The 15,653-nt window shown below is 57.8% G+C and carries 14 protein-coding genes; 2 read left to right on the forward strand and 12 right to left on the reverse strand.

Features of this window, described 5'->3' with window-relative positions; translation table 11 throughout:
* Positions 1–25: 25 nt before the first annotated feature.
* The 7 genes from K0A93_05705 to K0A93_05735 all read right to left on the reverse strand — a co-directional run bounded on the left by K0A93_05705 (position 26) and on the right by K0A93_05735 (position 9,451).
* Positions 26–1,543 carry an NADH-quinone oxidoreductase subunit C gene (locus K0A93_05705; protein ID MBW6511599.1) on the reverse strand — a complete coding sequence of 506 codons (1,518 nt, stop codon included), beginning with the start codon at positions 1,541–1,543 and terminating at the stop codon, positions 26–28.
* Entirely contained in the window at positions 1,540–2,970 is a 1,431-nt protein-coding gene (locus K0A93_05710) for a hydrogenase (GenBank protein MBW6511600.1), read from the reverse strand. The genes K0A93_05705 and K0A93_05710 overlap by 4 nt, the downstream gene beginning before the upstream one ends.
* 3 nt (positions 2,971–2,973) lie before the next feature.
* On the reverse strand, positions 2,974–3,612 hold the full coding sequence (locus tag K0A93_05715) for a hydrogenase (GenBank protein MBW6511601.1): 639 nt from the start codon (positions 3,610–3,612) through the stop codon (positions 2,974–2,976).
* Between the two features lie 21 nt (positions 3,613–3,633).
* Positions 3,634–4,542 carry an NADH-quinone oxidoreductase subunit H gene (locus tag K0A93_05720; GenBank protein ID MBW6511602.1) on the reverse strand — a complete coding sequence of 303 codons (909 nt, stop codon included), beginning with the start codon at positions 4,540–4,542 and terminating at the stop codon, positions 3,634–3,636.
* A 20-nt stretch (positions 4,543–4,562) separates the two neighbouring features.
* Positions 4,563–6,464: a hydrogenase gene (locus K0A93_05725; GenBank protein ID MBW6511603.1), complete on the reverse strand. Its 1,902-nt coding sequence runs from the start codon at positions 6,462–6,464 to the stop codon at positions 4,563–4,565.
* A gap of 68 nt (positions 6,465–6,532) precedes the next feature.
* A complete protein-coding gene (locus K0A93_05730) occupies positions 6,533–8,521 on the reverse strand; it encodes a hydrogenase (GenBank protein ID MBW6511604.1) in 1,989 nt (662 codons plus the stop codon).
* 192 nt (positions 8,522–8,713) lie between these two features.
* Entirely contained in the window at positions 8,714–9,451 is a 738-nt protein-coding gene (locus K0A93_05735; GenBank protein ID MBW6511605.1) for a PTS sugar transporter subunit IIA, read from the reverse strand.
* Between the two features lie 211 nt (positions 9,452–9,662).
* Here K0A93_05735 and K0A93_05740 point away from each other — a divergent pair, with 211 nt between their 5' ends.
* Both K0A93_05740 and K0A93_05745 read left to right on the forward strand, forming a co-directional pair.
* A complete protein-coding gene (locus tag K0A93_05740) occupies positions 9,663–10,067 on the forward strand; it encodes a response regulator (protein ID MBW6511606.1) in 405 nt (134 codons plus the stop codon).
* A 16-nt stretch (positions 10,068–10,083) separates the two neighbouring features.
* Positions 10,084–11,970 (forward strand): YgiQ family radical SAM protein, encoded by a 1,887-nt coding sequence (locus tag K0A93_05745; GenBank protein MBW6511607.1) that lies wholly within the window; start codon positions 10,084–10,086, stop codon positions 11,968–11,970.
* A gap of 142 nt (positions 11,971–12,112) precedes the next feature.
* Here the strand turns inward: K0A93_05745 and K0A93_05750 are convergent, their stop codons facing one another.
* The 5 genes from K0A93_05750 to sucC form a co-directional block, all read right to left on the reverse strand.
* The gene (locus K0A93_05750) at positions 12,113–12,250 is read right to left on the reverse strand and encodes a hypothetical protein (protein ID MBW6511608.1); all 138 of its coding nucleotides are present in this window, start codon (positions 12,248–12,250) and stop codon (positions 12,113–12,115) included.
* A 150-nt stretch (positions 12,251–12,400) separates the two neighbouring features.
* Positions 12,401–12,640 (reverse strand): hypothetical protein, encoded by a 240-nt coding sequence (locus K0A93_05755; GenBank protein MBW6511609.1) that lies wholly within the window; start codon positions 12,638–12,640, stop codon positions 12,401–12,403.
* 6 nt (positions 12,641–12,646) lie between these two features.
* Positions 12,647–13,480: a hypothetical protein gene (locus K0A93_05760; GenBank protein ID MBW6511610.1), complete on the reverse strand. Its 834-nt coding sequence runs from the start codon at positions 13,478–13,480 to the stop codon at positions 12,647–12,649.
* A gap of 20 nt (positions 13,481–13,500) precedes the next feature.
* Positions 13,501–14,379: a succinate--CoA ligase subunit alpha gene (gene sucD / locus K0A93_05765; protein MBW6511611.1), complete on the reverse strand. Its 879-nt coding sequence runs from the start codon at positions 14,377–14,379 to the stop codon at positions 13,501–13,503.
* 13 nt (positions 14,380–14,392) lie between these two features.
* Entirely contained in the window at positions 14,393–15,607 is a 1,215-nt protein-coding gene (sucC, locus tag K0A93_05770; protein MBW6511612.1) for an ADP-forming succinate--CoA ligase subunit beta, read from the reverse strand.
* Between the last annotated feature and the right edge of the window lie 46 nt (positions 15,608–15,653).

The following is a 15,653-nucleotide window of genomic DNA, read 5'->3' on the forward strand; positions in this document are numbered from 1 at the left end:
AGTACTTTTTGAGATTGCGACGCCATCAGAGGTCGAATCCGCAGTAAGAGAGGTTAAAACTCTTGTTGCATAACGGGAAGTCCGAAATCTGTTCACCGCGCAAAGCTATCGCCAGCCCGTTCCAGTTGCGAAACGATGGATCCACGACCTTGTAGCGGTTGAAGCGTCCCGCGCTATCGGTCAATCCGACATGGACCACCTCACCGCGCCAGCCTTCTGTAATCGCAACGGCCAGGCTATCGGGGGCCAGCGGCCGTTGGGGCATAAGGGCCTCTCCTGTCGGCAGGTTTCTCAGTAAGTGCCGCACCAGTGAGATCGAATTGTAGATCTCACGGCGTCGAATGTTGGCGCGGTCGTAAACATCGCCACGCTCTTCAATCACCAGCTGATCATACTCACGGGGGTAGGCTCCAATCGGATGATGCATGCGGCTGTCACGTGGCAGGCCGGAAGCGCGTGCCGCCACCCCGACCATGCCGAACGCTTCTGCGATGTCTGCCGAGACCAGCCCGATGCCATCGAGCCGAGCAAGGACCGAAGGTGACTCATAGAACAACTCAATGGCCCCGCGCGTCTCTCTTTCCATCACTGCAAGCCGTTTGAGAAGTTGATTTCTGAGGCTGTCATCAAGGTCGAAGCCGACGCCGCCGGGGAGCACCAGACCACGTCCAAAGCGGCTGCCGCAGATCTCTGCGGTTAAGTTGAGATAGTCACCGCGAATCCGCCCGCAGAACGACGCAGTTGGTAAATAACCAACATCACCTGAAAGCGCGCCGACATCACCGACATGGTTGGCCAGTCGTTCCAGTTCCAGCGCCAGTGCGCGAATCGCCTTGCCCCTGGGAGGCGCGGGAGATGCGCTGAGGGCTTCCAGAATCAGTGCATAATTGCTGCTGTGCCCAATGGTGGTGTCACCGGCCAGAACCTCAACCTGATGCAGAGTGGCGGGATGCGGACCGCCAACGAATAGCGGTTCGAGACCACGGTGCTGGAACCCGAGGGAGATTTCGAGGCTCATGACCTCTTCGCCGTGGCACTGAAAACGGAAGTGTCCCGGTTCAATGATCCCGGCGTGAACCGGCCCGACCGCAACTTCATGCACCTCTTCGCCATCAACTCGATAGAACTCCATGTCACCGGGGACCGGGTGTTGTGCAGGATCCCGCCCCCAGGCATCCTCTCCCGCACGCCAGGGCTGGTGAAAGCGCACTGGTTTAAACCAAGGGTGCCCTTCGATCTTCACCCCGTACTGTTCGGCAATCTCACGTTCAAAGAGGTGGAGTTGCGGGCAGTCGGGGGTTAAAGATTTGAAGTGGCGTCCGACACTGGTGCGCAACAACAGAAAATCTTCCTGCCAGTCGCGTGACATCAGTGCGAATATCTCAAGACGGTCTTCCTCAGCTGGCCGGGCAAAATAGGCCGAGATCCGTGCATTCTCTCGCTTGGCCTGCAATAGTTCGGTCGTGAATACGCTGTAATCAAGGATATCCAGATCATCAAGCGGCAGCATAGCACCATTTTTGAGCAGGGTTGATTTTTTCATGGCTGCACCTCAATCAGGGCGGCGGCACCGTGCAGAAGTCGATTTAAAGGTTCGGGGAGATAAAGACCAAGCATCAGCACGATCAGCAGCAACAGCAGCGGGGGGGCAACCAACAGAAAGCGATCGCGAAACCCGTTGTCCTTGAGGGTCGGGTCGGCTTCGCCCTGGGTCACCGCCAGAACCGTGCTACCCATGCCGATAAAAACCGTTGCCAGCAGGATCAGGACCAGGGTACCGATCAAGTAGTGCTCGCCGCCGAACACCCCGCGCAGGATGGTAAACTCGCTCAAGAACGGGCCGAAGGGCGGGGAACCGGTGATCGCCAGAAATCCGGCCAGGAAGAGTCCACCAGACAAAGGCAGGCGCGACATCGCTCCACGGATGCCGCTCATTTTTTTACTGTCGTGAGCGCGCTGGATATTGCCGGCAGCCAGAAACAGGCTCCCCTTGGTCAGGGCGTTGTTGATCAGGTGTAGCATGGCCCCGAAGGTTGCCAAACCGCCGATGCCGATGCCGAGCGCCAGGATCCCCATATGTTCGACACTGGAAAAGGCCAGCATCCTTTTGATGTCTGCCTGACGGATGACAAAAATGGCCGCCAGGGTGAGCGACAAGAGGCCCATGCCGAGCAGGGCATGCTGAGCCATCTTCAGATCGCCTGCCGCGCCCATTAATTGCACCCCGCGCAGAATCGCCAGAAACGCAACGCTGGTCAGTCCGCCGGCCAACAGGGCACCGACCAGACCGGGCGCCTCGCCATAAGCGTCTGGCTTCCAGGTGTGAAGTGGGGCGAGGCCCATCTTGCTGCCGAAGCCGACCAGCAGAAAGACAAAACCGGCGTGCAGCCAGGGCTTACTTAAGGAACCAGCCATCGTCAGCAACTGGTCAAACTGCAGGCTGACTTCAGGGCCCGTGCCGAGGGCGGCATAGCCGACAAACAGAATTCCGAGCATTGCCAGAGCGATGCCGACGGAACAGATCAGCAGGTATTTCCAGGTCGCTTCGATTGACAGGGCGTTGCGATTGAAATAAATCAACGGCGCACTGGCGATCGTGGTCGTTTCGACCGCAACCCACAGCAGCCCCATGTGCCGCGAGAGCACCGCCAGGGTCATCGCCGACAGAAAGACCAGCAGGCACGAGACCATGATGTGATTGTCGCGGTCACTGCGCAGGTTGAGGTAATCGAATCCGTAGACCGCGCAGGCGAAGAAAAGCAGGGCTGTGACCAGGAGCACCAGCCGTGAGAGATCGTCAAGACCGATCCAGTCATGGTTGCGGACCAGCGGCTGGCTGATCAGCAGGAGAGACAGGACCAGATGCAGGGCGCTTCCCAGCGGTAACACCAGCGAGCGCATTCGATGAGAGGGAAGCCCCCAGGAAATGGCCGCAAAAAACAGAGGGACGACAATGACAGCTATCAACATAGTCTACTCCCGCAGCGCCGAAAGGCGTTCGGTGTTCAGTGATGAAAATTCCCGATTGATCTGGTTGAGAACGATCCCCATGACGAAGACACCGACCAGCAGGTCGAGTAGCACCCCGGCCTCAACCATCAACGGCATCGCTTCAGAAAGCAGAATGCCGAAGATAAAGATGCCGTTTTCGAGCACCAAGTAACCGAGGACCTGAGTGATCGCCTTGAGTCGCGTGATCAGCAGGAGAAAACCGGTGCCGAGCGTGGCCAGCGATACCGGGATAAACAGGCTGTCATGATGCTGGGGCAAAAGCGGCAGGTAATCGGCAAAGATAAAGGCGGCAGCGGTGGTCAAGGCACCCAAAATCAGGGTCGGTACAAAGCCGATAATGGGTTGGACTTCGCGTTGGATACGCACCTCGCGAATGGCGCGAAAGAGCAACCAGGGGATGAACCCGCCCTTCATGGCGAAGGCGGCAAAGGCCAGAAACAGGGTGTGCCCGGAGAATCCGTGCTCGCTCAGCGGCAGCAGGGCGAGGAGCGCCCCCTGTAGCGCGACCGCCTGGATACAGGCACCAAGACGCGCACTACCAAGGCAGAAAAAGTTGATCAGGACGACTGCCAGCAGGCAGAAATTGCTTAGATGAGCCATAACCACTCCAAAAATAAGGCTTTAACGCAGGGTTAAAACCAGGGCGAAAGCAGACAGCAGGGTGGTGCCGATCAGCATCTGCGGGATTCTCGGCATACGTAGTCGCGCCATGATCGATTCAATAACTCCGATTAAGACCGCAAGTAACAACTCCCCCCCTAAAAAGATCAGCAGGTCGAGCCACAGCATTCCCGTATTAAGTGGCAGGACCAGGCGCACCACCAGTGCCCCGAGCACCATCATCTTCATCGCTGCACCGTAGAGAATCATGCCTAAGGCCGGGCCGCTGTGATCGAGGACCATGACCTCATGGATCATGGTCAACTCAAGGTGGGTATTGGGGTCGTCAAAAGGGATGCGTGAGTTTTCGACCAGCACCACGATCAGCAAGCAGACAACCACCAGTCCCAGCGGCGCACTCATGGTCAGCCAGGCCTGGGACAGATGTGGACCTAAGAGATTTTGCAGCGCCAGACCATCTGACAGGCGGGCCAGCACAATCAGGCCGAAGAGTACCGTCGGCTCGGCCAGACAGGAGAAGGTCACCTCGCGGACAGCACCCATCCCCTCAAAACTTGAACCGGTGTCGAGCGCCGCTGCTGCGGTAAAAAAGCGCGACAGGCCGAACAGGTAAACGAACAGAATCAGGTCCCCGTTAAAGGAGAAGGGTGCCGACAGGGCACCGAAGGGAATCAGCAACGCGGCTAAAATCGGAATCACCAGGCCGACCACAGGCCCGGCGCGAAAGACCCAGGTGGTGGTGCGACTGAAGACAAAACCTTTTTTCCATAGTCGCAGCAGATCCCAGTAGGGCTGCAGCAGCGGAGCGCCGATGCGTCCGGCAAACCAGGCCTTGGTCTTGGTGATCACCCCAAGCATCAGCGGGGCAAATAGGAGCAGGACCAGCAGATGGAGCAAAAGCTGAAGAATCATAATGACGTCCTTCGCACTTATGGCAATGTGGCGGTTAACAGCACCACCAGCGCTAACATAACATAGAGTAGATAGAGCCCGACGCGGCCGTTATGAACCAGGTGGCGGATTCGATAAAACAGCCAGGCCGCAGCCGCCATGACTGGTAACAGTAACCGATCCAGGACCGTATCAGGGGTGTGACTGGAGAATTCACTCCTCGCGGGGAATACGCCCTCGACCTGGCCGCCGTGCCGTTCACTCCAGAGTCCGAAGCGAAAGAGCCGAACCAGAAAATCCCCGAAGGATGAGGCGGTGTACTGCATCCGGGGTGAGGGAAAGGGAAAACCACAACCCCAGGTCGCAACCTTTTCAGGCGCATGCCGAGCGCGACGCCACAGCCAGAACCCGACCAACGCCAGGCCGGAGAGCAGCACCCAGCCACTGATACCGATCAGCAGCAGCGGGCTCATGGGCCCGGCCAGGCTTTGTGCCGAAACCGAACTCCAGGAGAGCACTGCGCTGCTGAGCAGCGGAGCGAGACTGGTCGGGAAAAGACCGATCCAGGCACAGCTGATCAGCAAACCGGCCATGGCCAGCAACATGCTTTTGGGCGCTTCATGGCCGTGGCGGCTCTGTTCACTGCGTGGCTCGCCTAAGAAGGTCACACCAAAGACCTTGACGAAGCAGGCGACCGCCAGCGCACCGATCATCGCCAGGGTTGGCATTGCCAGCAGTACCAGCGAGACGGGGAGCGGCTGCCCCTGCACGGTCTGAAACAGACCGAGATAGATCAGCCATTCACTGATGAAGCCGTTAAAGGGTGGCAAGCCACAGATAGCGACCGCGCCGCCGAGAAAGAACAGACCACTAAAGGGCATGCGCCTGAGCAGGCCGCCATACTGGTCGATCTCACGAGTTCCGGTGGTATGAATCAAGGCTCCAGCACTTAAAAAGAGCAGTGCCTTGAACAGACCATGATTAATCACATGCAGTAGCGCACCGGCCATACCGAGCAGGACCAGTTGCGGGATATGATAGCTGCGTCCGAGCAGCGCGGCACCGATCCCCAGTGCGATAATGCCGATATTCTCAACGCTGTGATAGGCAAGCAGCCGCTTGATATCGTGCTGGGCGATGGCGAAGGCGACGCCAAAAATCCCGGAGATGGCCCCGATAATCAGGATGGTCCAGCCCCACCAGGGAGGGATCTCCGAGAAGAAAGAAGTGACCCGCACCAGCCCGTAGATGCCGGTTTTGATCATGATCCCCGAGAGGACCGCCGAGGCATGGCTGGGCGCCGCCGCGTGAGCACCGGGCAACCAGATGTGCAACGGCATCATGCCTGCCTTGACACCAAAACCGCCAAGCGCCAGGAGGAAGATCGCTGTGCCGCCAGTGGCCAGGCTTCCGGCCAGCGGGAAGGCCAGTGATCCGGTGTTGGCGCCCAGTAGCGAGAACATCGCGAACAGTGCGAGGGTGCCAGTATGGGTCGCACAGAGATAGATAAAACCGGCGCGGCGGGCATCGGCTTTCTCTTGCTCGGTGGTGATCAGAAAAAAACCGGCCAGCGCCATCAATTCCCAACCGAGCAGAAAGAGCACGCCATTACGGGCCACCACCAGCAGCACCATCGCGCCGGCCAGCAGGCCATAGTTGAAGCGCAGTCCACGGCCTGACTCAGGATGCTCGCGCTGCGGCCAATAGCCGTGACCATAAATGCTGCCGAGAGCAAAGACGAGAAACAGCGGCAGCAGGAAAACCGCAGAGAGGGGGTCGATTGCGATTGACAGCTGGCCGGCAGGGACCGACCAGGCGCTTTGCCACAGGCTTGCACTGCCGCTCAGTAGCGCACAGATGACGCCGAAGCTGCCACAAAAACTGGCAGCCAGCACCATCAAGCTGGCGAGCATCGCCCCGCCGCCGCCGGTGCGCCGCATAAATAGCCCCGGGACGCCCGACACTCCAAAGAGCAGAGCGGCAAACCCGATCGATATAATTGGCACGTTTAGATTCTCCCTTCGATGACACTCCAGACGAGCAGAACTGCACAACAGAAAAAGATGTAAAGCAGGTACACCGGCAGTTTCCCCTGTTGCAGCCAGCGCAGGTGAACGCAGCGCTCAGCCAGCCAGTGGAAGCCGGGATAGAAAAATTTCTGCAAGGCCGGATCGATCGAACGCTGGCTGATGCTCGCTCTGCCCGGGAACAGCCCTTTCGGTGCAGCAGCTTCGACCTCAGGCTGGATCACGCGCGGCAACAGATGCTGCACCATCTCGCCGTAGGCTTCGGCGGTGTAGGACATCCGGGCGCTGGGAAAACTGAAGCCGCACCCCCAGGTCGCGCCGTCGGCCGTCGGCCGTTTCTTGCGCAAGGAGCCGAGCAACAACCAGGCTGCAGCGAGCAGCAGAATCAGCAGCGCACCCCAGCGGCCTAAGCCGCCGAGGGTCGCTGCAACCGTTAGTGGTGTCGCTGGCGTACTGTGCAGTAACTGGGCAATCGGTCCCTGCAAAAGGCCGATACTCACTTGTGGCAGCAGCCCGATCAGCAGGCAACCGGCCAAAAGCAGTGCCATCGGCACTGTCATCAGCGCTGAGGCCTCATGGGCATATTTCGCGGCTTCGGAGCGGGGTTCGCCGAGCAGCGCGATACCGACAATCCGTGTAAAAGCAACCACCGCCAACGCTCCGGTGATGCCGAGCATCCCGACCAGCAGATAGGGGAAGAGCCCCCAGAAACCGCTGACGGCTTGTCCTGCCTGTAACATGCCGAGATAGATCAGCCATTCACTGACCAGTCCGTTAAAGGGAGGCAGTGCGGCAATTGCCAGGCTGCCGCCGATGATCAAACCGCCCGCCAGCGGCATCTTGTGCAGCAAGCCGCCCATCAGATTCATATCGCGCGTGCCGGTGGCGTGCAGCAGCGTGCCTGCACCGAGGAACATCACCCCTTTAAAAAGCGCGTGATTCCAGATGTGCAACAGACCTCCGGCCAGGGCTAGTGCCGCAATCTGCGGCAGCCCGGCACTGTTGGCCGCCAGTCCGACCCCTAAACCGAGAAAGATAATCCCGACGTTTTCGACCGTGGAATAAGCCAGACAGCGTTTGACGTCGCGTTGCTGAGTGGCGAGGGCAATGCCGTAGACGGCACCGATGATGCCGCAACCGGCCAGCAATCCACCCCACCAGATGGGGGCGAGCGGCAGCAGGGTCAGGACCCGCAGTATCCCGTAGATGCCAGTCTTGACCATCACTCCGGACATCAGCGCGGAGACATGACTGGGTGCCGCGGGGTGCGCGTCGGGCAGCCAGACATGCAGTGGAAAGAGCCCCGCTTTGGTGCCAAAACCGATAACCGCGAGCAGAAATAGAGCCAGCGCCAGACCCGGATCGACCTGTTGCAAGGCCCCGAAGTCACTGAACTGCAGGCTACCGCAGATGTGACCGGCGAGCAGAAACAGGGCAAAGAGACATGCGGCGCCGACATGGCAGGCCAGCAGGTAAGTCCAGGCTGAACGTTGGACCACCGGCAGTCGATGATCGAAGGCAACCAGGAAAAAGGAACTTAAAGACATCAGTTCCCATACCGCGACGAAGAGCAGGCCGTTGGCGGCGGTGACGACCAGCGCCATGGCCACAATCAAGAGGCAGAGAAAGAACCACTGGGGGCCGAGGATACGATGTTTCCCTTCATCATTCAGGTAACCGGCACCGTAAAGGGCACAGAGCGGTGAGAGGACAAAGATCGGCAGCAAAAAACAGGCGCTTAAGGGGTCGATGGCAAGGGCAAATTCACCGCCCGGGACTTGCCAGTTCTGACTGAAGACGATCGCGCCCCGCAGTAACAGAACATTGATACTGATAAAAAGACCGAGCGCCGAACCGACAATGGTGCCGGTCACAGCCAAAAAACTGGCCAACCTGGACTTGCGCCCGGCGAACAGCGCTGCTGTTCCACCGGCCGATATGAACAATAGAGCCAAAATGAACGTCGACATCAATTGAGCCTCCGACAAACTGCAGGTCTGCAGCATTTGTCGTGAAATTTTTTCTCATTTTTCCCTTGCTCGCTGAGTTCTGAACGAAAGCCAGGGTCGAGCAGGGCAAATCTCAGACGTGACAGTAGGACGAAGTGAGCTTTTATTGTCGGCGCAAAAAGCGGGAAAGAATCTGTCCCCGACTTTTGCTGATCAAGCGTGTAGGGCCTTTGATTTATCACCCTTCTGTGATGATTTCAGGGTGATATCCTGCTCTTCTACGAGACGAGCCTCCGCCTCTTTCAGACCCGCGTAAAGTTGTTCGCGACTCGCTTGATGATCCAGCAGATTTTGGAACTGTTGGTTCCGCAGCACAAACATCAATTTTGATAGAAGATACAGGTGCTCTCTCAGGTTTGCGGCGATGATGACAAAGAGAGAATGTGTCAGCTGGCCATCGAGGGCGGCGAAGCTGACCGGTTTTTCAAGAAAGAAGAGCGAGACGGTTGACCGGCCGGTAAAAGGCAGCCCTGGACTGCGAGGATGAGATGCCGCAACACCATGGCCAAGAGCAGTCGATGCGAGTTTTTCACGTGCAATCAGCGACTTGGTCAATTCATGCCGATTGATTTCTTCTGGAATGCGCAGACTGGTCACAGCCCCTGCGAGGATCTCATCGCGCGAATTCCCTTCGAGGCGATAATGGATTCCCCCAGCCTCAAGGGCTAAAAATAGACTGGGGAGAGTTTTGACCTGGGGGTCGGCTTCGTCAAGCGCATCGGTGGCCACACCGATGCGGCGCGACGCTGCCCATTCCAGTAATTCAGCTGAATTAAAACGATAGCTTCCGTTCAGTTTGTAGGCGGGGAGCACGCCAGACTTTAACCATCGATAAATGGTTTTTTCCGAAACCGACAGAAGCCTGGAGGCATCCTTGACTGTTACGTTCATTTAACCCCCAATAGGAGCATTACTCTTTATCTATGGACATATTTGGACATTACCTTGATGTTGCCACAATTGTCAACACCTTCCACGCAGACACGGAGACTGGATCAAGGACATTTCGGTTCGCAGTCTTTTTTTGCTTAATCATGACGAAATGTGCTATTTTCGCGGGACACAGCCACGGAGGTTTATCGAACGTTGAAGGGGGTATCGTTTGCGTATTCTTGTCGTTGAGGATAATGAGGCCGTCGCCGTCCTGTTGCGCACCTTGTTGACGCGGCACGGACATCAGGTCGATGTCTGTATTGATCCAGTTCATTGTCCCTACCATAATCGAGAAAGCGCCGCGTGCTCAGCGCAGGAAACACCCTGTGCCGATGCGGTTATTGTCGATTATCAGATGCATAACATGACCGGTCTGGAACTGCTGCTTCAGCAGCAGCAGAACGGTTGTCGGGTGCCGAACCGGAACAAGGCGGTTGCCAGTGCGTTGGTCAATGATGAGCGCAGAATCGCAATTGAGCGCCACGGGTTCACGGTGTTGCGCAAGCCGTTTGAAAAACAACGGTTGAACGATTTTCTCGCCGGTTGCATGTCCTCTCCGGCCAACAACGATTAATTTTGCCCCCACTTTGATGACTCCAGCAAAAACTCCGACTGAAAAATTTATTCCGGTCTGTCGTGAAGATATGCAGCGCCGCGGCTGGGATGAGCTCGATGTGCTGTTCGTCAGCGGTGATGCCTACGTTGATCATCCCGCCTTCGGCACCCCTCTGCTGGCACGGTTGCTTGAAGCCGAAGGATTTCGCGTCGGTATCCTCGCCCAGCCCGACTGGCGTGACCCCGCCGCCTTACAGGTCATGGGACGCCCGCGGCTGTATGCTGCAATCTCCGCCGGTGCAATGGATTCACTGGTCAACCATTACACCGCCGCCAAAAAAATCCGCCGCGATGATGCCTACACGCCGGGAGGGCAGGCGGGGGCGCGCCCCAATCGGGCGGTGATCGCCTACACCGCCGCTGTAAAAGGTGCGTTCAAGGGATTACCGACGGTGATCGGGGGGATTGAGGCCAGTCTGCGACGGCTGGCACATTACGATTACTGGAGCAATGCAGTTCGACGTTCCATCCTGATCGACGCGAAAGCCGATCTGCTCCTCTTCGGGATGGCGGAAACGGCGCTGGTCGCGTTGACGCAACGACTTCACGCCGGTGAACCGATCACGGCTATCCGTGACCTGCCGGGAACCGCAGGCGTCGTGACGGAAGTGCCCCCTGCGGCGCTCCAGTTGCCTGCCTACGAAGACGTTGCGACGCACCCGGCGGCTTATAACAAAGCATTCACCCTTACTGCCGCCGAGGCGAATCCGTTCAGCGGCAGACCCCTGGTACAGGCGCATGACAAGCGCTCGGTACTGATCAACCGCCCCGCCCTGCCACTTGGCGAGGCGCAACTCGACCGCATCTACGCGCTGCCGTTCCAGCGCCTGCCGCACCCCTCTTACACCGCTGCAATTCCCGCCTACGAGCAGATTAAATTTTCCATCACCAGCCATCGCGGCTGTTTCGGGGGGTGTGCTTTTTGCGCGATTACCCATCATCAGGGGAAGTTCGTCCAGTCCCGCTCGCACGATTCAATTCGGCGTGAGGTCGAACGCCTGAGCGAACATCCGGACTTTCGCGGCACCCTCACCGATGTCGGCGGCCCGACCGCCAACATGTATGGTCTCGGCTGCGCTGATCCGGCAGCGGGAGCAATCTGCCGCCGCGAAAGCTGTCTTTTCCCGGCACCCTGTCAGCATTTACGCACCAGCGACCGCCGCGCGGTCAAGTTGCTTGCCGACCTGAGTGCCTTGCCGCAGGTCAAGCACCTCTTCGTTGCCTCCGGCATCCGCTTCGATCTGCTGGAAAAGCAGCCGCGCTATTTTGATGCATTGTTGCAACGTCATGTCGGCGGATTGCTCAAGGTGGCCCCCGAGGCGGCGGTGGCTACGGTAACAAAAATCATGCGCAAACCGGGACCGGAACACTTCAGTCGTTTTCTGGAACGTTATCGCACCCGCGTTCAGGAGCTGGGGCAGCGCTACGGGATCGTCCCCTATCTGATCAGTGCGCATCCCGGTTGCACCCTCAACGATATGATCGACACCGCGTTGTTCCTCAAACGTCACCAGCTGCGCGTCGAACAGGTGCAAGAGTTTACCCCCACGCCGGGGAGCCTTGCCACCTGCATCTACCACACCGGACGTGACCCCTACAGTGATGCACCGGTCCATGTTCCGCGCGAGGCCAGGGAGCGGCGTTTGCAAAAGGCGTTATTACTCTGGCACCTGCCGGAACAGCGTCAGGATGTGATGGAAGCGTTGCGCGAATGTGGCAGAGAAGATGTCGCAGACGAGTTGTTCAGTTCCAGACGGGCCTTTGCCGGGGCGCGGCAATCGACGGCAGCTCCACCCACTTCCAAAGGGCTCAAATCGGGATCAAAAAAAAGGCGCACCCTGCACAAACAAAGAAAACCATAACAGTCCAGGCTGTTATGGTTCGAGGTTTCTGCACAGAAAAAAGTTCACCCCACTCATTTTGTGCGCTGGAGAGCGCGAAGATCACGGCGAGGATGATGCAACGGTCGTTTGCGCCGCTTCGTGTCCTGCGGGGCAAAGCGGTTTATTTTTCGTCCACTTCAATCGCAAACGCATGGTTAAAACGAGCACTGAAGTTCTCCAGTGCAATCGCGGCCGCCAGTTCAACCAGTTGTTCCTTTGTAAGTTCTGCCGCCAGGCGTTGATAGAGTTCTTCCGGCACCCGCACCGGGGTGTCGGTCAGCTGCTCGGTAAATTCAAGGATGTCCTTTTCCAGCGGGGTGAACGCCGCGCTGGTTCTGAAATCGGCCAGCGCCGTAATCTCTTCGGGGGTAATACCCGCCTCACGGGCGAGTCGGTCAGTCAGATCGATTCAAAAGGGGCACTCGACGCGGTGCGCCGTCCAGTACATAGCCAGGCGCTTGAGTCGTTCCGGCAACGCCCCGCCACCGCGCACCCGGCGGGCCAGCGTCAGAAACCCGCGCATGATCCCCGGTTTATGCGCATAAACACGCAGCGGCGCGGGCACCTTGCCGGTGCGCCATTTCAGTAGTGCGAAAAGTATCCGGGTGGTGAACCCAACCTCCGCATCTTTCATCCCGCTCATACGCATTGTTCTTTATCCTTTCCCTTGTTTAAGACGCACACCGTCCTCGACCAGTTCAACCAGACCGGCCTTGTAAAGACCGCCGAGCGCTTTTTTGAAAAGTTTCTTGCTCATTCCGGTTTCCCGCTGGATCGTTTCGGGGGTGCTTCGGTCATGGACCGGCAGAAACTCACGCTCTTGCAACAGCGTCAGCAACGAATCCTTCCCTTCGCGGATTCCCGCAATCCCCGCTGGCCGCAGCGTGACATCGATCTTGCCATCGGTACGCACCTTGCGGACATAACCGGACAGGCGATCGCCGGGACGCAAATTGTCACCCATCTCATCCCGGTAAAGCAGCCCCTCATAGCGATGATTGATAATCACCGCCGCCCCCAGTTCAGTAAAACGCCAGACCATCAGTTGCACCGGTTGACCTGCCTTCACGTCAACGCTATCGACGGCAAAACAGAGGTCAATCAGGGCGGTCCCGATCGGCCGCTGGCGGTCGTCAAGACAGACCTTGACCAGATAACTGCGCCCCTCGCGCATCCGTTCCGGCTGTTCGCTGTAAGGCACCAACAGATCTTTCTCCATCCCCCAATCGAGAAACGCCCCGTGTTTGGAGGTTTGATTGACCTTGAGCCGAGCAAATTCACCGACCTGCGCTTTTGGAATTCGGGTGGTCGCGGCCAACGTTGCGTCGGAACTGTGATAGATAAAGACCGTCAGCCGGTCACCCTCCTGAACCTCCGGCGGCGCTTCCCGGCGCGGCAGCAGGACGAGGTTGTTACCCTCCCCCAACCAGGCCCCGCGCAGGTCAACCTGCCGAACCCTGAGCGTATTTATTTTGCCAATGTCAACCATGGTCACTGCTCATCGTAAGATTATTTCCCCAACACGTCCTTGACTCTCCTGCCGATATCCGCCGGAGACTGGACCACATGCACGCCACATTCCTCCAACGCTTTCATTTTTGCCGCCGCAGTATCATCTCCCCCCGAAACAATCGCCCCCGCGTGTCCCATGCGTTTGTTTCGCGGAGCGGTCTGCCCGGCGATGAAGCTCACCACCGGCTTGCTGAAGTGCTGCTTGATCCACTCCCCGGCCTTCACTTCGGCCTGCCCGCCGATCTCGCCGATCAGGACAACACATTCGGTCTGGGCATCGAACTGGAACATCTCCAGCAGGTCAATATATTTCAAGCCAACAATGGGGTCCCCCCCGATGCCGATACAGGTCGACTGCCCGTAGCCGAAGGCGCTGACCTGCTTGACCGCCTCATACGTCAGGGTCCCCGATTTGGAGATGATCCCGACCGTGCCGGGAGTGTGTATTTCGCCCGGCATGATCCCCATTTTGCATTCGCCGGGGGTGATCACGCCCGGACAGTTCGGCCCGATAAGCATGGTCCTTGAAGCACTCGTCTTCATCAGCCGCTTGACATTGATCATGTCCCTGACGGGGATCCCTTCGGTAATGCAGACGCACAGATCGAGATTGGCATCGATCGATTCCATCACCGCATCAGCCGCGTAGGTCGGAGGCACATAGACGATAGAAGCGTTTGCGCCGGTTTTGCGAATCGCTTCCTCGACAGTGTCGAACACCGGCGTGCCATCAACCTCGGTACCCCCCCTGCCGGGGACCACCCCGGCGACGATATTGGTACCATATTCTTTCATTTTCTGCGCATGAAATTTGCCCTGAGATCCGCTCAGCCCCTGAACAAGGACTTTCGTCCTGTTATTGACAAGTATGCTCATTTTTCACTCCCTGTTACGCAGACTTTGCTGCGGATCTCTTTTTGGCGGGCTGGTCGGCGGCAGCCAGCTGCACCGCTTTTTCGGCGGCATCGGCCATGGTATCTCCGGTGACGATATTCAAACCCGACTTGGCGGCGCCCTCCTCAAGGATCCTGCGCCCTTCCTGCACATTTGTCCCGTCCAGACGGACAACAATATGGCGGTCGCTCGGCACCTCCTCGGAAGCTTTCAGCACCCCCTGAGCGATAAGATCACAGCGGACTATCCCGCCGAAAATATTGACAAAAATTACTTTGACTTTGGGGTCGGTGAGAATGATCTTGAACGCTTCCCGCACCTTGTTGACATCCGCCCCCCCCCCCACGTCGAGGAAGTTTGCCGGTTCGCCACCGTTGAACTTGATAATGTCCATGGTCGCCATGGCCAGACCGGCGCCGTTGACCATGCACCCGATATTGCCGTCCATGCTGACATAGGAAAGATCAAAAATCGAAGCTCTGACCTCCTGGGGTTCAAGCTCTCCGTAATCTTTCATCTCTTCGATTTTCGGATGCCGGAACAGGGCGTTATCGTCCACGGACATTTTTGCATCGAGGCAGATAATCTCGCCATCGCTGGTGACAACCAGTGGATTGATTTCCAGCATCATCCCGTCATGATCGACAAAACACTGATAGAGTTTGTTGGCAACGTCCGCGAACCGGGTGAGCAGACTCGAATCAAGACCGATCGCCTTGGCAATCTTTCGCCCGAGGAAAAGACCCATTCCCGTCACCGGATTGACCTGTGCCTTGATGACCGCCTTCGGATTATCCCTGGCCACCTCTTCAATCTCCACGCCCCCCTCGGAACTGGCAATCACCATGTGCTGTTCAGAGTCCCGGTCGACCAGGAAACTGAGGTAAATTTCCTGTTTGATCTGCGTCGCCTTTTCGACCAGGATGCGGCGCACCACCTTGCCCTCAGGTCCGGTCTGTTTGGTGACGATTTTCATGCCGAGCATCCGCGTCGCTTCGTCATAGACCTGATCGAATGCCTTGACGACCTTGACCCCGCCCGCCTTGCCACGGCCACCGGCATGAACCTGCGCCTTGATGACCCAGGCATCACCTTTCAATTCTTTCGCGACGCGCAGGGCATCACTGGCAGTCGAGGCGACACTGCCGTCCGGAACGGGAACCCCATAGTTTCTGAGCAGTCCTTTAGCCTGAAATTCATGCAGATACATGGTTCACCTTCCTTGTTGAGTGATTACTAGCAGCCGGTCGGACTAT

This window comes from Desulfuromonadaceae bacterium (assembly GCA_019429445.1).
Taxonomy (GTDB): Bacteria; Desulfobacterota; Desulfuromonadia; order Desulfuromonadales; family JAHYIW01; genus JAHYIW01.